Genomic DNA, 16599 nt, shown 5'->3' on the forward strand with positions numbered 1-16599 from the left:
TAGTATACAAAGGATCGCGATAATTCGTTTAACATCGATAAAAATTGCTACACATCACAAAATTCTACTTTATTCTGACTTCACGGCTTCAATACGCAGACGCTTATAATCAGCATACAGGGCATCATCTTTCCAAAGGTGAGGCATCACGATCTGACTGGTTTCCTTGCATATTTGTTGTATCTCCCCATGATTGAGACCCTCAAAATAGTCCCCTCCAAAATGAGTCAACCAGCCTGCTATACCTTGCTCACCATCTTCCAATCTGGTTGGACGGTCATAGTGATAGGCATGACGCACCACAAATCCACGTTGCTCTAAAATATGGCTATATTCTCCGATCGAAGGAAAGTACCAAGGGTTGCGTTCCGATGCACGAATGCCCGTGTTTCGCTCCATAACCTGCTCTAATGCATTCACAATGGTCTGCACGTTCCCTTTACCACCAAATTCTGCTACAAAACGCCCTCCAGGCTTCAAAGATTCCCATATACTATCCACCACTAATCGCGGGCTTCGCATCCAGTGCAGGGCTGCATTGGAGAAGACGGCATCATACAGTCTATTCGTCTCAAACTGATGACCGTCTCCTTCCACGAACTCAAGTTCAGGGAATTTCTTCCTCGCACGGCGAATCATGTCCGTCGATGCATCCATGCCAATAACTTCAGCTTCGGCCAGAGAAATTTCATGTGTCAAATCCCCCGTCCCGCAACCCAGATCAAGGATGTATTCCCCTTTTTGGGGTTGAAGCCAAGAGATCAGGTTTTTGCCGTATCCGGACACAAAAGCCAGTTTGTTGTCATACTCATCTGCTTGCCATTGATTTAATGATTTCATGAATACCACCGTCGCTTTCGTTATTGATATCCTCATTGTGGCATAGAATTGTTTATTATTTAAATATATAAATTCTATATTGTTTATAGGTATAACCAATAAAGGTGCTAACGAAGCGGATGCTCCGACGAACCATTGGGGGTTCTCTTCCCCTGAACGAAAAAGAAGAAGCTTCCCGAAGGAAGCTTCTTGTTCTTTACGTCCCAGGAGGGATTCGAACCCCCGACCGACGCCTTAGAAGGGCGTTGCTCTATCCAGCTGAGCTACTGAGACAAATATGTATAATAAATTTTCGGCGCGGTTCTTATTATACTCTGTTTTCTATATTTTTCAATAGTTTTATAAAAAAATTAATAATTATACTTATAACTGTACTTTTCCGTGTTATTATCATACTCCAGTACCCTTCGGAATATGATAGCTTGAACCGGGCTATATTGAGGAGATGGGTACTTCTTGAGCAGGATTAACATCAGACATTTTCAATGTCAGGATTGCTGGGTAATCTTTTGCATACATACATTTCAATGTTCCATTGAAGGAGAGAATCGTCATGAGACAACTTTTATCAGCCCTATCCTATTTTAGCATTTTCTTTGCCCCGTTCCTGTTTCCGATCATTATATGGATTGTTGCCAAAGATGCTTACATTGAGGGACATGCCAAACGCGCCTTATTCTCTCATGTATTCCCGTTTCTCGCTGCCATTCCGCTATTTTATTTCTTCGTGACAGCGCATAGCCTGGGTTCCGCCGTCGGGTTTGTCATCCTATTCTTTGTGATCTACGGATTAAGCTTTGTATATAACGTGGTCAAAGGGATTCAAGTGCTTCGTGAGTATGCTTGATTACCTCTCCACCTGGATCTGACCTCGCATAACAAACCCCGCCGTTCAACAACGGCGGGGTTTTCTAGTTTAGGTGCATTATAGAAGGTCAATGTGTACGCTGTACAGTTCAACGTCTAGCTCCTATCCCGCAATCACCACATGTTGTTGCAGGTGTCTTCCCTGTTAAGCCTGCCCAATCAGATAGCGCTGAAGTGTTGGACCAAGCAAACCAAAGGCAAACAGTTCACTTTGAAACCGAGCTTTATCTTCTTCGGCAGTAATGCCTTCGCTGTTCTCAAAGGCGGTTTCTGTCGCCTCTTCAAATGCGGTATGCATATTATTGTTATACCAGTCGATCGCCGAATCGGAGTGATTACGTACAATTCGAACAACTTCCAGCGAATTTCCGGGCTGAGTGGAGGCCACGTATACAAGTAATGACGGGTCTCCGGCATTTCCAGGCTGCACTTCAACCTCTGCACAGGACAACCCATCTACCTCAGTTAATCTGCGTATTTTGGCATCTTGAATGGCATACATTCGTATCGCGCTCCTTTTCCTTTGTGCTTATCATGTACTTTGTTCAATCTGGTATCGCGTCTCTGGTGTACCCAATCGATAAATCTCCCGATACACCTGTTGTAATACCGTTTCATACGCCCGGTTTACGGACTCCTCCGGTGTATCTGGCCATGGGAATACCATGCCAGGAAAGGCCTCTTCCTCCTTTTCCTGCATGAGATTGAGCAGTCCCAGTAATTGCTCCGCTTCCTGTGGTGTTGCCTGAATGATCCATTCATACGATGTTACAGACGGATCCGGAATAACGGAGCGGCCCATGACAGACACATAATACTTCATACTGTCCATTGCATGTTCTCTCCTTCACAGGCATGTTGAGGCCGTTGTCCCTAGAACTAGTTTCCGAAGAGGACAGACATTTTATGCCTGCTTTCGGCATATATTTGTTACGACCTCTGACGAAAAGACAACATTTGCTGGTTGCCAGTAACTAAGCAGCCATACGGATGAATGACTCGACCAAGAAAGGATGAACAAACCATGTGCGGTATTACCGGCTTCATACAGTGGAATCGGGATTTGACCCAGGAATCAGAGCTGCTGGTCCGTATGACGGATAGCTTGTCGAACCGGGGGCCCGACGCTTCAGGTACATGGATCTCCAATCCTTGTGCCTTTGGACATCGGCGTCTTAGTGTAATGGACCCCGAGAACGGCGCACAGCCCATGCATGCGTTACAGGGAGATACCTCCTATACCGTCGTGTATAACGGAGAACTATACAATGCACCCGAGTTGAAAAAGGAATTGCTCCAGCGGGGGCATCAGTTCCGCACGCAATGTGATACGGAAGTGTTGCTCGCCTCTTATATTGAGTGGGGACCGGCATGTGTTGACCGGTTTAACGGTATTTTTGCCTTTGCCATATGGGATGGGGGACGCGAACAGGTTTTTATCGCACGAGATCGCCTTGGCGTGAAACCTCTGTTCTACAGTAATGCCAAAGACACTCTCGTATTTGGTTCAGAGCCCAAAGCTCTACTTATTCACCCTGATGTGGAAGCCGCTGTAGGCCCGGAAGGATTGGCCGAAGTGTTTATCGTAGGGCCTGCACGGACACCAGGACACGGCGTATACTCTTCACTGAGCGAACTCAAGCCCGCGCACGCGCTGATCTATAACCGAAACGGTATCCGAACCTATGCCTACTGGAAACTGGAAAGCCAGAACCACGAACATAACCTGGAAGAGACGGCAGCCGAGGTACGCTCTCTCTTGCAAGATACACTGGAGCGCCAGTTGGCTTCGGATGTTCCAGTATGCTCTCTTTTATCAGGAGGACTGGACTCCAGTGCCTTGTCTGCATTAGCCGTGGATTATTACAACCGGACCGGGCAAGGCCAAATCAGTACGTATTCTGTCGATTATGTGGATAACGCCAAGCATTTCCAGGCGCATTCCTTTCAGCCGGGTGCAGATGGTCCCTGGATTAAGCGAATGGTGGATGAACTCAAGACCGACCATCACTGGATTGAGATTGAGAACGGAGAACTGGTTCATGCACTGACACAGGCCATGCTAGTCAGGGACCTGCCAGGTATGGCAGATGTAGACTCCTCGCTCTATTTGTTCTGTAAAGAAATCAAAAAAGGGGCCACCGTTGCCATCTCAGGCGAAGCAGCGGATGAAGTGTTTGGCGGTTACCCCTGGTTCCATCGAGAAGATATGCTGAACTCCGGTACGTTTCCGTGGTCTGTAGCGCCTGATATGCGAGCAGCATTGTTATCCCCGGATATTCGGGAATGGATTCGGCCACTCGATTATTTGGCAGACCGCTATTCGGATGCAGTGGCTGAAGTGCCTCTGTTGGACGGGGAAACGGGTAAAGCTGCACAAATGCGGGTGATGTCATACCTGAACATTACACGTTTCATGCCTACACTTCTGGATCGCAAAGACCGGATGAGCATGGGGGCAGGACTGGAAGTGCGGGTACCTTACTGTGACCATCGTCTGATCCAGTATGTGTTTAACATCCCTTGGGAAATGAAAATAACGGGCGGACGGGAAAAAGGTATTCTGCGTAAAGCACTCGAAGGTGTCCTTCCTGACGATGTGTTATATCGCAAAAAGAGTCCGTATCCGAAAACACATAATCCACAATATCTGGCCGCGGTCAAACAACAGGTACTTGATATCCTGGATGATCCCACTTCGCCGATTTTGCCTTTGATCGACAAAACTCAGATCCGGAATCTTGCGTCTTCACCAGATGCAGCTTCCAATCTTCCCTGGTTCGGACAGTTAATGTCGGGTCCCCAGTTATTTGCTTATCTGACTCAGATCAATACCTGGTTGCGGACATATAAAGTCGCTATTCGTTAAAATCATGTTATGCATTGATTCATCAAGGTGAATTATTTAAGGGTGCCCAAACAGTAACTACTGTGTTTGGACACCCTTTATTACTTTTTTATAAGAATCTCTGTACGTATGCGTTCGTTCTTCATCCACATTCCACTCAGTTCAATTTATTGCACTTTGAAACGACTGACGGTCTGTTGCAACTGTTCTGCCATCAAGGAGAGATCATTGGCTGCGGAAGCAATCTCCTGCATCGCAGACAACTGCTCCTCAGAAGATGCACTCACTTCTTCTGTTCCGGCGGCCCCCGTTTCGGTCACTTCCATGATTGTTTTCATAGACCTATTAATCTGTTCTACCCCTGTTGACATTTGCTCAATTGAAGCAGAGACTTCCTGTGTTTGCCCCGCTACGCCCCCAACCGCCTCACGAATTTCATCAAATGTGGCTCCCGCCTGGTGAACAAGTGTAATCCCCTCTTGAACCTCTGCGGATACAACCACCATAGATTCAGCAGCATTTCGCATTCCCTTCTCAATCGATGCCACCAATGGAACAATTTGATTAGCAGAAAGCGCAGACTGCTCAGACAGCTTCCGAACCTCTGTAGCAACAACCTGAAACCCTCTTCCCTGTTCGCCAGCTCGTGCAGCCTCAATAGCAGCATTAAGGGATAGGAGATTCGTCTGTGCTGATATTTCCGAGATGCTGTCCACCATTTTCACAATATCCTGAGAGTGTCTGCTCAGTTCCTGGATCACGACCGACAGATTCGACACCGTCCCTTGTATAGAATTCATTTGACCTATCGCAGACTGAACTGACTCGCTACCCGATATTGTTTTTACGGAGACTTTGGTAGCTTCTTCAGACATATGGAGTGTGTTCTCCGTAACTTGTTGAAAGCCTGTCGTTAACTCATTCATCGTCTGGAATCCATCACTCGCCATTCGAACCTGTGTATCCATACCTGTTGCAATCTCACCCATTGTGATGCCCACTTGCTCTGTGGCGGTTGCTGTCTGTTCGGTGCTTGCCGTCAACTCCTCTGAAGAGGCAGCTACCCGTTCTGCACTGTCTCCTACCTGATGAATGAGTGTACGCAAATTTGCAGACATGATGTTAAAGGCTTGGGCGAGATCACCAATCTCATCCTTGTTACGGACCACAATAGGCTCACCAGTCAGATCTCCGTCTGCAATCCGGCTCGCGGATTGGGCAATAGCAGCAACAGGCAAGGATATCATTCTGCCAATGACATACGTCACAAGTGCCCCGATTAGAAGAGAAGCCACTCCAATAATTGCAATCCACCTAAGGACCTGCACAATCTGAAGATTAGCCTCCACAACGCCTGAGTTCATGGCATCTTGTTGATGCGTTTCCATACCTTCCACAATGCCTTCAAATTCAGAGATCAGACTTGGGGCTGTATCCTTCAGTAATCTTGAGATTTCACTGTTATTCCCCTGTCTTGTCAATGTCATAATCTGCTGCGCAAGTTCATAATATTGGCTCATCGCTTCATCCGATCGTGAAAGGTAATCTTTCATCTTTGAACTTGAAACTGATGATTTTAATTCTTCATTTAATGCTATGTAATCTTCATAAGCTTTATTAAATGCCTGTTCGTTCTCCGCACTGTCTTCCAGAATATAATTTCTCAAAGCAATCTGCTGTGATTTAAGATCAATCGACATATTTTTAATGAGTAATAGTTTGCTTGTTCTATCATTAATTAATTCTGTATACGTTTTCTCAACGGCTATAAACTGCGTATATGTTATAACCGTTATAGCCACCAATAATAACAGCACAGATGAGAAACCCATAAGTAATTTACGGCTAATTGAGATTTTTTTCATGTGTACTCCCCCGAAAGTTCAGATAACGTGCATGATACTCCTACATCCACCCTCCTTTCAATTAAATTGAGACTTTAGACCCAATTAAAAATATAATTCGCGATTATATGTACAAATACTATTCATAAAAGGGTCTTTTTTCCTATTCATACTAACCCATAAAATATAAAAATTGAATCATAAACTTAAAAATATTATTTTTCAAAATTGTCAAGGCCCTTTTAATAAAGAACACAAACACTAACTCTAGTCCCGTAAAACAAAAAAAACACCTTCCAGAAGGCAAGTCCAAACCAAAGGTCTGATCCTGCCTATACTAAAAGATGCGTTTGAAGTTACGCTGATATGTGGTTTAGAAACGAATAACCCTATTCCAGCTCCCCAGTGGAATAGCTAAATATGAAATGCCGGTCAACGAATCAATACCGGATTACGTTCAAGTAGCCCGCTGCCAAAGGTTTCTCTGAACGGGGAATCCTCCATATGGATATAACCGATGTAACAGCCACATTTTTTCATGCGACAGGGCCGATCCGCTGCCAAAGCCTGCAAACCATCGCGGTACAGATGTCCAATGATACGGCGATCCTTATAACACCTTTTCACATGCCCGGACCCCTGTACATAAAATACTTCCGAACCGGCAGAACATCGTTTGCCCAAGCTTTCATAATCCTGCAGATTACCTTCAAAAAGCGGATCAAGCCCACGTAAAAACTGAATCTCTTCCGGTGTGTAATACTTGGGCCGATCTTTGAAGGCATTGACCCACATATACACATCATCCGGTAAAGCCTGTCTCATCGACTCGATTGCGGGGAAAGCACTACGGAGTCCGACAGTACCGACACTAAAAGCAAGTCCCATCTGACGCAAGGTCAGACATTGTTTTACAAAAGAAGCCTCTTTTGTCTCACGAGGATGATACGTCGCCCAAAAGGCTGCTTTATTCGCATCCAGCTCCCTCGCCCAATCCAGTTTGACGGACAGGTTGGTTTGAATTGCAACTTTATCCACATGTGGCATATGTGACAGCTCAACCATCGCTTCCCTGTACCACCGACGCACCAAAGCTTCACCATAGGGATTAAAGAAAATAGAAAATTGGTGTCCCTCAACTTCCTGCTCGCTCACCCAATTCACAAATTGACGCAATTGTTGTTCATCCACTTCCAACGTCTCTTTGGAATCCACGGTTTTGCTAAAAGGACAGTAGGGACAGTCGTAATTACAGGAAGACAACTTCCCCCGATAATACAAAGTCGCTCTCATGAGAAAACAAACCCTTCCATCTGTTCACGAATTTCGGCAGATATAAGCCAATCTCCAATCGCATCGGAGTAACCTAGTCCTTCTTCTGTCAGACGCAGCACCTGCTTGTCCTCATCACTCTCCAACTCCGCCATGCCCTCTGTCAACAGTTCAGCCAACCAGGCATAGTCGGACATCACATCGGTACCAAAGCGCTGTTGGTAGTCAGACAACGTCAATCCCTCGCGATGCAGCAAGGCTTTCAGAATAAAGCGCCGTCTCTGTTCCTCACGGCTTAACACGATGCCATAATCCGCCACATCGTAGCGCTCGGTCGCCACATAATCGGCAATGATGCTTTGTGTGGCCTTGTAACTCACGCCATACTTGGAAGCATAATGTACTTCACTCGTATAAGAGCGTGCGCCACATCCCAGACCAACCATGCCCTCCTCCTGACAGCTATAAGGCAGAAGCACTTTGGAGGACGACTGTTCTTTGGCAAATCTGCGCATCGAATATTGCACATAACCTTTACTTTTTAAAGTCTCACGTGCAGCTTTATACAATTCCATCCGGATGTCAGGTCCCTGACGGCGAATATCATCAGGCTTCACGATTGTATTTTCCCGTGTATACAAGGGATAGATAAAGATCTCGCCCGGTTCGTAGGCCAGAACTCTTTCCAATGAATAGATCCACGATTCCACCGTTTGACCTGGCAAACCATAGATCAGATCCAGATTTAACAACGGGAAATCATACCGAGTAAGCTTCTCAAGCGCTCGTTCGACCTCCTGCGGTTTTTGTGGACGATAGATGGCAGATGCTTCAGCTTCAATAAAACTCTGGATGCCCATACTGATACGATCCACACTTCGTTCCTTCATGATGGCCAGCTTGGCTTCCGTAACGGTATCCGGCGACGTTTCCACCGAAATCGATGCTTGCGCAGGGTCCAGCCCCATCACATGTTCAGCAATTTCAAACAGACGATTTAACTGAACCTCATTTAATAATGTAGGCGTTCCTCCACCAATCGCGAACCGTGAATACGGTTTTCGAGATGTAATAGGTGCCCACTGCTTCGCCTGACGCTCCAGTGCATCCACATAGCGTTCATGTGTATCATCCCGTCGATCCGGCAGTGTGAACAGATTACAGAATCCGCAACGAGCAGCGCAAAAGGGAATGTGCATATATAAAAAATACGTATCGGTATTCTCTCGTTCCCACAGTGGCCCCAACGGTAGTGGTGGGTCAAGCTCCCGATAGGCGGTCTTGTGTGGGTACGAGTATAAGTAAGAACGATAAGGGAATGCCAGTACTTCACTGAGACTTGTAGCTATATTGGATCCGGACTGTGTGGAATGGCCTGTTGTTGTATATTGTATATGTTTCTCCATCGGTTTCCTCCTGTCTCCGGTTGTTGTCCTCATAAGATCAATACATTCTATACTAAAAATTCACGGTAAGGTACCGTCCACACCACATCATGTGCGAGCCGATGTCCTTGATACCCGTCTTCACCGTAAGCTGTACCATGATCGGAAAAAGCCAGGCAATACGCAGGCCGGGCGCGTTTACTCATCGCCTCGAACAATGGTCCAAGAGCCTCATCTACATATCGAAGTGCAGCCCTTTGAGTTTCCACCGAGTCCTCCTTGGCTCCTTCCACAAAGTAACGATTGGGTCCATGAATGGCAGACACGTTCAAAAACATAAATATCTTTTCATCCGGCGCTGTCTGTTCAAGCAACTTTAATGCATGCTGTACCTGATGCTCTGTTGATTTGGGGTTGGTTACCCCAAAGTTCATTCGCCAGTAGCTCTGTTGGAAATAGCCGGGCAATACTTTCGCAAGCGGGTTTTTTTTCGTAAAAAAGATGACACCGCCAATACAGATGGTACGGTAACCTTCAGCTGCGAACCCGGATACGATATCAGGTGTATCAAACAGCCAGGTGTGTGGATGTGTTTTGAGCCCAGAATTCCGGGAATGAAATAGCCTAACATGAGATGCCTTGTCCGTATTAGCAGGAGTCGGCATAAAACCACCAAAAAAAGCATGGTGTGCTGCATATGTAAAACTGCCCGGGGTATGACGTTTCTCCCACGGACCCGAACCACACAGATTAGGACAATTCTCCTCTTCCAGCTTGGCTACGTCATATCGTAACGTATCCAGCGTAATCATTAACAGATCATGGGAGCCCACAATGGTGTTCATATCAGGCATGTTGAATAGGCTCCTTTCGTAAAAGTTCCATTTCCCACTCATAGGTTCCGAGGCCATGATGCTCAACTCTGTATAACAGATCTCCAAACGGATTCACATCCAGCACATAAGCACGCGGATTCGAACCACTAGTAAGCATCACATCAATCCCGGCTGACCACGAGTTGGGAAATGCAGACATGGCTGCTTGCGCTGCCGTCCTAACCAGCGACATCCGCTGTTCATCCAGCTCTGCTTCAGCAGGCAGCATACGTTCATTACGCAGATGCAGATTGGTAATCGGCGTACGGCTCAGCCGCATAATCGCGTGACCTGCCTGTCCACCTGCAACCAGTTGGCGAATATCGTAGGCCCGCTGATCAAGCGTGGCTTTGGGCATCCATCGTTCAATCTGTGCACCTTCTGCACATAACCAGTTCATCAGCGTAGCAATCTCTTCACTGCGGGTATACTTGCGTAGACGTCCTTCATTGAAGAAAATCGTCTTGCCCTGTCTCTGTTCCATCCCCATCGTTGTTACAGCGATTTCATCACCCGTTCGGGGATTGACTTGATAGGCAACAACTCCTGAAGCCCCGGAGCCACACGCAAGCTTCACAAACACACGATGCATCTCGGCAGCCTTCATTGAGCTACGCAGGTCCATATAATTGCGGATTGGCTGCGAAGATGGAAGCGCCGGAGGTACATCAACTCCATGTGAAGATAGATGCTTCTGACATGTTCTCTTGTCAAACATCAATTGGATATCGGCGGGATCATTCATGAATCGGACTTCAGGCCATATTTCCCGAGACTCACGGCCGATTAGATCCAGACATGCTTTCCAGCCACGGAACCACTGAGCAGGAGCGTAGATTCTTCCCCACTCCTGTTCCAGCGCAAGTGCCTGTTCTGCGGAAAATTCTTCTGCTCCCATTTCACCCGTTAATGTTGTCGATGACGTATCGTTCACAGCTCCAAGGAACAGTAGGTCACGCTCCACTTCCCACTCCTCACCAGGAGCATCAATCCGAATCAGGGGTACGGGCAGATTGGAATCTACTGTATCAGCGATGGTTCGACCCTGTCTCCAATTCTGGAGCAATTGAGCATATGGCAGTACAACCGCAGGTTTCAAACCCAATCTATGCCTAGCCTCTTGCAGCCCTTGTGTTCGTCGGTTATCAGGGTTTCCGATCAATAAAAAGGGCTGATCTTGCGTTAGATCATACACATCTATTGGCTGGTGCAGTCTTTCATTCATTCCCTTTACACCTGACATCAACTATTCCGTTAAGGATGGATAACGCCAGTCATCCTCATCACTCTGTTGCTGGTCGCTAACATCTACAGAAATACCCGATTGGTTCCAGCGACTGATCATTTCATTGGTCATGTAATGGTAACTTAGATCAAGATGTTTCAGTTTCTTGATCTTGTCACTGGCAAGCAACGCTTCAGCCCCTTCATCGGACAACGTTCCTTGCGATAGATCCAGTACTTCAAGTTGATCCAGAATAGGTGCTTCAGCTGCTGCTTTGGCAATCTCGTCCTGAATTTCACTGTCTTTCAGACCCAAGTAAACCAGCTTTGGAAATAATCCTTTTTCTAGCAAAGGGAGTACATCTTTAAGTGATCCATCGAAACCATAATTATCCACACCCAGGTACAGTTCCAGTTTACGCAATTCAGGCAACTTGGCATGGGTGATTGAAGATAACACGTCTTTCGGCAGCCCACCACAAATAATAATTAATTCTTCAAGCTTGGCATGCTGGAGTGGTTCCAGACTGAGGCCGCTACTGCCCATTACAGAGAATGATTTTAATTCTGGAAAGGCACCTAACAGTGGTGTGAGATTTGTCTGGATAATCCACGATACTTCACATTCTTCAAATCCCATATCTCCAATAAACAGTTTCTTCAATGACGGAAAGCTTGGAGCCGACTCGACGAGCGTACCCATGAACTCATCAGGCGAATTTTCATAAGCCTGTCCCCAATCTCCGATGACCAGACTTTCCAATGAGCTGGCCTCCGGTTTAGCCGCCAGTTCTTTAATTAACTTTTCCATACGAATGCCGTCCTCGTAATCATCGTAAGATACAACAAGCTTCACTTCTTGCATGAGTGGATCCCTCCGTTTAAGGTCATATGTGATTCGTTAGTTTGAATGTTAACCCATACCACACAAGGCTTGCAACTTCTTCCAACTCCAGTCCCAATGAGATTCCCAATCGTGCAACGTAAACTAATTTTCATATAGGTATAAGAACATACGTTCTATTATATAGTCACAGAAAATAGCCCTCACCATTAGGTATATGGATGGACCTCACCAAACCCGATCAAATACTTCATTTCATACAAAAAGCGTTAATGGCGGATGAACCATCCCATCGGAATGCTTCTGTCCTTCCATTAACGCTTCGATGTTCACATATCATGAAGTTAAATCAAGATGTTCTGTTCCGTTTAATCTCAGCCTTCAAGTCTGGATACAAGCGCTCTCAGCGCGTGACCACGGTGGCTAATCGCCTGCTTTTGCTCAAGCGTCAGCTCTGCCATCGTCATCTCGTATTCAGGTACATAAAAGAGTGGGTCATATCCAAAACCGCCAGCACCTGCAGCTTGAGCCGTGATCCAGCCTTCCGCAGTGCCTTCCGATTCATACTTATCACCTGTTGTCGGATCGTACAGTACCAACGCACAGACAAAACGAGCCGGACTTAGCAGCGGCTGTTCGGTGTCCTCACCGGATTTTAACGATTCCAGTGTCTCCAGCAACTTTGCATTATTCTGTGCATCCGTTGCTCCTTCGCCTGCATATCTCGCTGAATATACCCCTGGCTCACCATCCAACAGGTCTACGCAAAGTCCTGAATCGTCTGCCAGAACAGGCAATCCAAGCGCATCACCAACCGCCTTGGCTTTCTTCCAGGCATTCTCCGCAAACGTTACGCCATCTTCTACCACATCCGGCAGCTCCGGATAGTCAAACATGCTCTTGACCTCTTTGCCAAGCGGTGCGAAAGCATGAGCGAATTCACGGACTTTACCCGCATTGCGGGTTGCAACAATGAGGATTGGGCTGTCCAAACTCATCTTAAGCTTCCCCTAATCCACGCACGCCGATCTTGAGCGCAATCGGTCCGAGCACTTCTTTTTGACGCTCGATCATCTCCAGAATTCCCTGTTCGCCCAGTTCCAACATGGCGTTCAGCTCACGGCGATCAAATGGTGCTTCCTCACCTGTTCCCTGAAGCTCAACGTATTTACCGCCGCCTGTCATCACCAGGTTCATATCCACCTTGGCTTTGGAATCTTCATCATAGTTCAGATCCAGTACAGGCTGTTCACCCACAACACCCACACTTACTGCTGCAATGAAATCCGTAATCGGGAACACTTGCAGTTTGTGCTGTTGGGAGATCTTGTTCACGGCAAGCGCCAGCGCTACAAACGCACCGGTAATGGACGTTGTGCGTGTGCCTCCGTCAGCTTGAATGACATCACAGTCCAAGGTAATCGTACGCTCGCCAAGAGCCTGCAGATTAACTACCGAGCGAAGTGCCCGACCAATCAGACGCTGGATTTCCATGGTGCGTCCAGTTAATTTGCCACGATTGGCTTCACGTTGGTTCCGGGTATGTGTTGCACGTGGCAACATGGAATATTCAGCTGTTACCCAGCCTTTACCTTGCCCTTTCATAAAGGGAGGAACACGTTCCTCCACTGTAGCTGTACAGATCACCTTTGTATCTCCAACTTCAATCAGTACAGAGCCCTCGGCGTATTTATTCGTGTTCACTGTTAAATTCAGCGGGCGCAGCTGTTCGCTGGTTCGTCCGTTTGATCTCATATTTTCTGCCTCCTACGACTTAAGCATCCTGTAATGTTGAACTTATTCACACTTTTACGAATCCCTTATATTTTACCAAAGAGTTCGGTTAAAAGCATCCTTAAGCATTTCTTCGTTCATTAAATCGGAATTTCGTTGATATATTCAGGCTTGGAAACCGGCGCACTGTAATCCCTGTTATCGTCACCCATGACCGTTTTTTGGCCATTCCATTCGATCTGCACTTTGGCATCCTTACTGGCTGTGTTCTCCGCAGTGGTTAATACGACAGACTGTAACAGCTCGCTTGGCACGATATCCCCTTCGGCAAACATATCATCTTTCAAGGCAACCGTTACCGTGCCATCCTCTGCCGTTTTGACCGATTGCAGCTCCGTTCCGCCTGTCATGACCTCTTCCAGTTCTCCACCTTTGTCAGGTCCCTTGATCAGCTCATTCAATGCTGCCTGCACCCGATCTTCACCAGGTGTAACCAGACGTGTCACCGGAACATAATATTGGATGCCTGCTGGTGAAGCAGCGGAGAAATAGACCGTGACCGGGCTGCTATTCGTCACAAACGTATCACCCAGATCCAGATTGATTCCCACAGCCCGATTCAGCGGTTCAGGCAGCGGCGTGCTGTTTACCGGCATTTGCGTTAACTTTTTGCCATCCACCCAGATCTGCACATTCTCCACATCAGGTGTTCCCGTCAATGTCCACGTGACAGCTTCTAGCATTTTCCGTTCTTCCTTCGCATCATACTTGGCAAAATTACCCGAGAACTCAACGACCGCCAGCTTGTCATCCGCGTGAATCGTTACATTCTGCACAACCGTTCCCTGTGGGAGAACGCCCTGGAATCCTTCAGGCAGCATACCCGCATAGGCCCCGCCTGTGACAAGTGTATCCAGTGCTGTCTTCGGACTACTTGCGTCTGTTCCGGAAGGAAGTGTCAGGGATACCGGAGCGAGCAGCCCCTGCTGGTCTTGCAGATATACCGTCGTTAATGGGAGCATTGCGAGTGCACCATTTCCTTCGGCTGCCTGAATCATGGCTGCTTCCTGAATGGGCGGTGGTGGATCAACAGCTTCGGAAGACTGTGCTCCAAACATGCCGCAGCCTGACAATACCATAGGAATACTCAGCAGCGCTGCTGCCGATACCGTACGCAAAGATTGGATCTTTCTCATGATCACGTTCCCCCTCATCATTTTTACAGTTTGTACTACCATGTATACGAGCCTTTGTCCAAAAAATAACTAAAAGATAATAAGAAAAATGTCTATCAACGCACTTTCACGGAAGACAGACCGTGTTTAGCTGAAATTTTCCATGTGGTAATCGAATTGTTCAACTTTACTGAAACTTATAATTTTATTATCTTAAAGAAACGTAAACCAGGTTAATAACGTATTAGGAAGCAAGAGTAGGGACATTGCTAACTTCAGAGGAGGAATCGCCCATGGAACATCCTGAGAAAGAAAAAATCCCTTACAGCCTGAATAGCCGCAAGGTGGCGGAGGCAACAAGGGAATGGCTGCATAAGCGGGGCGTCACGATCCCTGAGATCGCAGAGCTGGTCATGTTATTGCAGAAAAAATATTATCCAGGTCTTACGATGGAAGAATGTATCGAAAATGTGGAGATGGTTCTCCGTAAACGTGAGGTACAGAACGCTGTTCTGACCGGGATTCAGCTTGATATTCTGGCAGAACAGGGGCAGCTCATATCTCCTTTGCAGGAGATGATTGAGAACGACGAAGGACTGTATGGCGTGGATGAGATTTTGGCATTCTCCATCGTCAATGTATATGGCAGTATTGGATTTACGAATTATGGTTATGTGGACAAGCTGAAACCAGGGGTGCTTGAACGACTGAATGACAAGAGCCTGGGCCCTGTCCACACGTTCTTCGATGATATTGTCGGTGCGATTGCATCGGCAGCGAGCAGTCGGATCGCGCATCGCAAACAATCCGAGCTTGAAGAAGCTCTGGGAGAAAAACCTGTCAGTGATGACGCTGTATAATACGTAACTCGTTTCATATCTGAAGCCATGTGGAACATTGGACATGCGTATGGATGCTTCGTTAAATAACTGTTCAATAAAATAACTGTTCATGGAAAAAGCGGCCTGATGGCCGCTTCTTTTGCATGTGTAACGATACATATTGGATAATCCACATGCTATTATTTCAGATGTTTAGGTCGTACCGTTCCCACCAAACCAAAACCTTCAACCCAATTCTGCTCGGAAGGTGAACCAGATGTTGCCCGTTTCGGTCCAATCGTGATTTCCGGGCCTTTGCGCTCTCGCAACATGCCACGCAGCACCGTGATACCGAGAATGCTGAGTCCGGTAAATACATACATCATCCGCATGATGATATTGCCAGAATCCGTTCCGGTAACCATGCCGTGAACCAGCAGACCAATGAACACTGGATAGGACAACATGTGGAACATGAACCACCATTTACGGCCCAGCTTGTTCCGCAGATCACTGGATAACAGGACAATCACTAATCCGTAGAAGGCTAACGTTCCCAGACCACTGCCGATCGGATGCACGGAGGCGGTAAAAGGAATCAGAAGTTCTCCCCAGCTAAATGGGCTGTAATGATCAATATATAACGTTAATGCGTGCACGAGTCCAAGTCCGAAGGCGAGCCAGGTCGTTCGAGTATGCCATTTGAACATGTCTGCTTTTGGTTTGCCTTTGGCCAGAGGCATCCCTTGCGCAATGCCCAGAAACACACCGGCAAAGAGCAGCACATAAGCAGCAATTCCACTAATTCGAATGATATTCCACGTTGGCAGGTAATCTACAATCCATTGTGCCATAACCGGCTCCCCCATA

General features: G+C 46.9%; 16 protein-coding genes and 1 tRNA gene. 3 read left to right on the forward strand and 14 right to left on the reverse strand.

Translation table 11 applies throughout. From position 1 onward, the window contains the following. Window positions 1–69: 69 nt before the first annotated feature. On the reverse strand, window positions 70–840 hold the full coding sequence (locus NST33_RS24785) for a class I SAM-dependent methyltransferase (protein ID WP_221820876.1): 771 nt from the start codon (window positions 838–840) through the stop codon (window positions 70–72). Window positions 841–1039: 199 nt separating this feature from the next. Beyond that, window positions 1040–1113 (reverse strand) — tRNA-Arg (locus NST33_RS24790). A 280-nt stretch (window positions 1114–1393) separates the two neighbouring features. Here NST33_RS24790 and NST33_RS24795 point away from each other — a divergent pair. After that, a complete protein-coding gene (locus tag NST33_RS24795) occupies window positions 1394–1687 on the forward strand; it encodes a DUF4870 domain-containing protein (protein WP_062837822.1) in 294 nt (97 codons plus the stop codon). Between the two features lie 165 nt (window positions 1688–1852). On the opposite strand, the gene NST33_RS24800 is transcribed toward NST33_RS24795, so the two are convergent. Next, window positions 1853–2209, reverse strand: a complete 357-nt coding sequence (locus NST33_RS24800; protein WP_145325244.1) for a hypothetical protein — start codon at window positions 2207–2209, stop codon at window positions 1853–1855. Between the two features lie 30 nt (window positions 2210–2239). Beyond that, window positions 2240–2539 (reverse strand): hypothetical protein, encoded by a 300-nt coding sequence (locus NST33_RS24805; protein ID WP_145325243.1) that lies wholly within the window; start codon window positions 2537–2539, stop codon window positions 2240–2242. Window positions 2540–2731: 192 nt separating this feature from the next. On the opposite strand from NST33_RS24805, the gene asnB reads away from it, so the two are divergent. After that, window positions 2732–4576: an asparagine synthase (glutamine-hydrolyzing) gene (gene asnB / locus NST33_RS24810; protein ID WP_221821026.1), complete on the forward strand. Its 1845-nt coding sequence runs from the start codon at window positions 2732–2734 to the stop codon at window positions 4574–4576. A gap of 146 nt (window positions 4577–4722) precedes the next feature. On the opposite strand, the gene NST33_RS24815 is transcribed toward asnB, so the two are convergent. The 9 genes from NST33_RS24815 to NST33_RS24855 form a co-directional block, all read right to left on the reverse strand. Continuing rightward, the gene (locus tag NST33_RS24815; RefSeq protein ID WP_221820877.1) at window positions 4723–6420 is read right to left on the reverse strand and encodes a methyl-accepting chemotaxis protein; all 1698 of its coding nucleotides are present in this window, start codon (window positions 6418–6420) and stop codon (window positions 4723–4725) included. Between the two features lie 411 nt (window positions 6421–6831). Further along, window positions 6832–7692, reverse strand: coding sequence for an STM4011 family radical SAM protein (locus tag NST33_RS24820; RefSeq protein WP_221820878.1), 861 nt, complete (start codon window positions 7690–7692; stop codon window positions 6832–6834). Further along, complete coding sequence (locus NST33_RS24825; protein WP_221820879.1) at window positions 7689–9077, reverse strand: STM4012 family radical SAM protein; 1389 nt, start codon at window positions 9075–9077, stop codon at window positions 7689–7691. The genes NST33_RS24820 and NST33_RS24825 overlap by 4 nt, the downstream gene beginning before the upstream one ends. Before the next feature lie 47 nt (window positions 9078–9124). Next, window positions 9125–9910 (reverse strand): STM4013/SEN3800 family hydrolase, encoded by a 786-nt coding sequence (locus NST33_RS24830; RefSeq protein ID WP_221820880.1) that lies wholly within the window; start codon window positions 9908–9910, stop codon window positions 9125–9127. Next, complete coding sequence (locus NST33_RS24835; protein WP_221820881.1) at window positions 9903–11156, reverse strand: STM4014 family protein; 1254 nt, start codon at window positions 11154–11156, stop codon at window positions 9903–9905. The genes NST33_RS24830 and NST33_RS24835 overlap by 8 nt, the downstream gene beginning before the upstream one ends. A gap of 21 nt (window positions 11157–11177) precedes the next feature. Next, the gene (locus NST33_RS24840) at window positions 11178–12020 is read right to left on the reverse strand and encodes an STM4015 family protein (RefSeq protein ID WP_221820882.1); all 843 of its coding nucleotides are present in this window, start codon (window positions 12018–12020) and stop codon (window positions 11178–11180) included. A gap of 353 nt (window positions 12021–12373) precedes the next feature. Further along, the gene (locus tag NST33_RS24845) at window positions 12374–12997 is read right to left on the reverse strand and encodes an XTP/dITP diphosphatase (protein WP_017692573.1); all 624 of its coding nucleotides are present in this window, start codon (window positions 12995–12997) and stop codon (window positions 12374–12376) included. A gap of 1 nt (window position 12998) precedes the next feature. Continuing rightward, window positions 12999–13754: a ribonuclease PH gene (gene rph, locus NST33_RS24850; RefSeq protein ID WP_221820883.1), complete on the reverse strand. Its 756-nt coding sequence runs from the start codon at window positions 13752–13754 to the stop codon at window positions 12999–13001. A gap of 119 nt (window positions 13755–13873) precedes the next feature. Beyond that, complete coding sequence (locus NST33_RS24855; protein WP_210109903.1) at window positions 13874–14929, reverse strand: GerMN domain-containing protein; 1056 nt, start codon at window positions 14927–14929, stop codon at window positions 13874–13876. A gap of 272 nt (window positions 14930–15201) precedes the next feature. On the opposite strand from NST33_RS24855, the gene NST33_RS24860 reads away from it, so the two are divergent. Continuing rightward, entirely contained in the window at window positions 15202–15768 is a 567-nt protein-coding gene (locus NST33_RS24860; RefSeq protein ID WP_339178917.1) for a phosphatidylglycerophosphatase A, read from the forward strand. A gap of 161 nt (window positions 15769–15929) precedes the next feature. On the opposite strand, the gene NST33_RS24865 is transcribed toward NST33_RS24860, so the two are convergent. Further along, window positions 15930–16583: a ferric reductase-like transmembrane domain-containing protein gene (locus NST33_RS24865; protein WP_339178919.1), complete on the reverse strand. Its 654-nt coding sequence runs from the start codon at window positions 16581–16583 to the stop codon at window positions 15930–15932. Window positions 16584–16599 lie beyond the last annotated feature (16 nt).

Source organism: Paenibacillus sp. FSL L8-0435, assembly GCF_037965655.1.
In the GTDB taxonomy this organism is placed as follows: domain Bacteria; phylum Bacillota; class Bacilli; order Paenibacillales; family Paenibacillaceae; genus Paenibacillus.